At 72.9% G+C, this 3,840-nt stretch carries 3 protein-coding genes and 1 riboswitch; of the genes, 1 reads left to right on the plus strand and 2 read right to left on the minus strand.

The annotated features are described in order from the left end of the window. Together HMPREF3105_RS08615 and HMPREF3105_RS08620 are read right to left on the minus strand one after the other, a co-directional pair. Positions 1 to 1,214, minus strand: a 1,214-nt coding sequence (locus HMPREF3105_RS08615) for an ABC transporter permease (RefSeq protein ID WP_070709262.1), incomplete at its 3' end; no start/stop codon positions are given. Then, positions 1,214 to 2,278 (minus strand): thiamine ABC transporter substrate-binding protein, encoded by a 1,065-nt coding sequence (locus HMPREF3105_RS08620; RefSeq protein WP_070709257.1) that lies wholly within the window; start codon positions 2,276 to 2,278, stop codon positions 1,214 to 1,216. The genes HMPREF3105_RS08620 and HMPREF3105_RS08615, both read right to left, overlap by 1 nt. A 66-nt stretch (positions 2,279 to 2,344) precedes the next feature. Then, positions 2,345 to 2,450, minus strand: a riboswitch (TPP riboswitch). Positions 2,451 to 2,496: 46 nt separating this feature from the next. On the opposite strand from HMPREF3105_RS08620, the gene HMPREF3105_RS08625 reads away from it, so the two are divergent. Further along, the gene (locus HMPREF3105_RS08625) at positions 2,497 to 3,783 is read left to right on the plus strand and encodes an AI-2E family transporter (RefSeq protein ID WP_070709259.1); all 1,287 of its coding nucleotides are present in this window, start codon (positions 2,497 to 2,499) and stop codon (positions 3,781 to 3,783) included. The last annotated feature ends 57 nt before the right edge of the window (positions 3,784 to 3,840 follow it).

A 3,840-nucleotide genomic window follows, 5' to 3' on the forward strand; every position in this document is an offset into this window, starting at 1 on the left:
AGGGCCCGCTGGGCCGCCAGCGCGGCGCGTGAGCGGAAGGGCCGGGTCAGCAGCAGGGCCAGCGGCACGGCCACCACGAGCGTCACGAGCGTGGCGTCCACGGCCACCCGCAGGGACTGTTCGAGCGCCTGGGCCGGCGTCGACCCGCCCACGAACCCGCTGCCCGCGCTCGTGGACAGCAGCCGATAGTTGCCCAGCCCCCAGCCGTGGCGGGTGTGGAAGGAGCGCAGCACGAGCGTGAGGATCGGGGCCACCACGAGCGCCACCACCGCGAGCATCACGGCCACCGGGGCCGCGTCCGCGCGCGTGAGCCGGGCCGGCGGCGTCTCCCGCAGGCGCAGCGCCCGCTGGGTGCGCGCCGCCGTCACGCCGGAGACCACGACGGCGGCCAGCACCACCGCGAACTGCAGCACGGAGAACACCGCCGCGGTCCGCAGGTCCAGGTAGACGGAGGTCTGCACCCAGATCTCCGACTCGAGCGTGCCGTAGCCGGGCCGGCCGAGCGTCTGGACGATGCCGAACGCGGACGCGCAGAACAGGAACACCAGGGCCGCGCTCGCGGCGATCGCCGGGGCGAGCTGGGGCAGCGTCACGGTGCGGAACGCCCGCCACGGCGAGGCGCCCAGGGTGCGGGCGGCCTCGGTCTGGCGCGGGTCCAGCGCGTTCCACAGCGCGCCCACCTGGCGCACCACCACGGACACGTTGAAGAAGACCATGGCCAGCACGACGGCGGTGGTCGTCTGGTCCAGCCCGGTGAAGCCCAGCGGTCCGCCGGGGGCGAGCAGGGCGCGGAACGCGACGCCGACCACCACCGTGGGCAGCACGAACGGCACGAGCACGAGGGCGCGGAGCACGGCCTGCCCCGGGACGCGACGCCGGTGCAGCACGAACGCGGTCGGCAGGCCGAGCGCCACCGAGACCACCGTGCCGGCGGCGGCCATCCCGAGCGTCTGGCCGAGGATGCGCCACGTGCGCTCGCGGGCGAGGGTCTCCCCGAAGGCGGTGAGGTCCACGGCGCCGGTGAACGCGTCGGCGTCGCCTCCGATCCCGCGCCAGAGCATGGCCGCCACGGGCCACGCGAAGAAGACGAGCAGGAAGGCGACCGGCAGGACGGCGGCCACCAGCCACCACGGGCCGAGCCCGTCCCCCCGGCCGCGGGCCCGCCGGCGCGGCAGGTCCGTGCCGGGGGCCGCGACCTCGGTGAGCGCGGACATCAGCGCCGGGAGGCCTCGGCCAGGGCGGTCCACTCCTTCAGCAGGTCCTCGCGGCGCTCGTCGATGCGGGCGGGGTCCGGGGTGATGGCGTCCTCGACGAGCGGCGCGTTCTGCGCCCACTCCTCGGGCAGCTGCACCGACTCGTCGATCGGGTACATGTACATCGACTCGGGCAGGGCGGACTGGACCTCCTCGGTGAGCATGAAGTCCACGAACGCCTGCGCGCCCTCGGGGTTCTTCGCGCCCTCGAGCACGCCGGCGTACTCGACCTGCGGGGTGCAGGAGTCCTCGATCACCTCGGTCTCGGGGGCGAACGCGGGGGAGGAGGAGTAGGAGAGCACCACCGGGAACTGGCCCTTGCCCTCGCCGCCGGAGAAGTCCGAGTTGTAGGCGTCGGACCAGCTGTCGGCGACCTTGCCGCCGTTCTCCATCAGGCCCCGCCACCAGTCCTGCCAGCCGTCGTCGCCGAACTTCTCCGTGGTGGCCGCGAGCAGCGCCAGGCCGGGGGAGGAGGCCACGGGGGAGGTGGCGACCGTCAGCTTCGCGTACTCGGGGTCGTCGAGCTGGTCGATCGAGGTGGGGGCCTCGACGTCGTGGGCCTCGAACCATGCCGGATCCGTGTTGAAGCACACCTGGCCCTGGTCCACCGGGGTCATGCGGTCCTCCACCATCCGGTCCTGTGCGGAGGCGGGCAGGTCCTGCGGGGTGTATTCGGCGACGACGCCCTCGCGGACGAGGCGGTGCGCCGAGTGGTCCTCCACGCCGTAGACGCCGTCCACGGTGGGCTCATCCTTGGCCAGCAGGAGCTGGTTCACCACGCTGCCGGCGTCGCCGGGGGCCGTCGTCTTCAGGGTGTAGCCGGACTCCTGCTCGAACTTCTGGACGAGCTCCTGGGGCAGGTTGAACGAGTCGTGCGTCATGATCGTCACCGTCGTCGGCTCGCCGCCGGCGCCGGCGGCGGACGACGACGCCCCGTCGCCGGACGAGCCGGACACCGAACAGCCGGTGAGGGCGAGGGCGGCCACTGAGAGGGCGGCGAGGGCGCGGTGCGGGGTGCGGGACATGGCGGTTCTCCTCTGGGACGGCAGAGGGGCCGGGACGAGGCCGCCACCGGAATCCCGGGACGACGTCGACCGGGAGACTCGACTTCCTTCGCCGGTGCGGACCGGAGCAGGTTCGAGGGTCTGCGGCGGACCGCACTCTCAGCGCCGCGCGGGCGCTCCCCTGTCGATGTGGACTGGTCCCGACCCTACCCCGTCCGGCCCGCGCATAGACTGCCCGCGTGAGCGCCGCACAGCCCGCGGGGGTGACCCCGCCGCCCGCCTCGTCCAGCCCCGCCTCCGACTGGGACATCCGCCGCCCCCACCGCATGTGGCCGCGCATGCTGGTGATCGTCCTGACGCTCGCGGGCCTGGTGCTGGTGGTGCAGTTCTTCCAGGGGATCGCCTCCATCGCGGCGCCCGTCTTCCTGGGGCTGAACCTCGTGATCGTGGCCTACCCCCTGCAGGCCTGGCTCATCCGCCGGGGCCTGCACCCCGTGCTCGGGGCCGCCACCACCGTCCTGCTGGTCGTCGCGGTGATGGCCGTGTTCGGGGGCATGATGGTGTGGTCCGGCCTCGAGCTGGTGGCGGAGCTGCCCAAGTACGCGGACCGCTTCCAGCAGATCGTCCTGGACGTCTCGCACTGGCTCAACGAGCGCGGCGTGACCCCGGACATGGTGTCCCAGCAGCTGGCCTCGATCGACATGAGCGCCGTCACCGGGACGGCCGTCAGCGCCATCACGAAGATCGCCACGAACGTCTACGCGGTCTTCGGCCTGCTCGTCACCGTGATCATGGGCATGTTCTTCCTCGCGATGGACTCGATGGACGTCGAACGCCGCGTCCGCCTGCTCAGCACCGCCCGCCACGAGTTCGGCCACGCCCTGGTCGAGTTCGCCCAGGGCGTGCGCCGCTACTGGGTGGTCACCACGGTGTTCGGCCTGATCGTGGCGGTGCTGGACGTGATCGCCCTCATGCTGATCGGCGTCCCGCTCGCGCTCGTGTGGGGCGTGCTCAGCTTCCTCACCAACTACATCCCGAACATCGGCTTCATCATCGGCCTGCTGCCGCCGGCCGTCCTGGGCCTGGCGGCGGGCGGCTGGTCCGACTTCCTGTGGGTGGTGGTCAGCTACTCGGTGCTGAACTTCGTGCTGCAGTCCGTGATCCAGCCCAAGGTGGCCGGCGACGCGATCGGCGTGATCCCCACCGTCAGCTTCCTCTCCCTGCTCTTCTGGGCCTGGGTCCTCGGCCCGCTCGGCGCCATCCTCGCGCTGCCCTGCACGCTGCTGGCCAAGGCCGTGCTGATCGACGCCGACCCGAACGCCCGCTGGATCAACGCGCTCATCGCCTCGGACCTGAAGGGGATGGAGCGCCGTCAGTCCTCGCTCCTGGAACGGCTGCGCCCGGCGGCCTGGCGCTCGGACGCGCACGGGGGAGACGAGGACCGCGCCCCGACGGACGGCGGGGACGACGACGGCCCCGCGACCGACGAGGTCACGGGCGGGGCTGGAGCAGCACCAGGTCGTTGAGCGCGCCGGCCAGCCGCAGCAGCGGCGGGGCGGGGAACGACAGCTGGGGCAGCCCCG

Source organism: Micrococcus sp. HMSC31B01 (genome assembly GCF_001816085.1).
Taxonomy (GTDB): domain Bacteria; phylum Actinomycetota; class Actinomycetes; order Actinomycetales; family Micrococcaceae; genus Micrococcus; species Micrococcus luteus.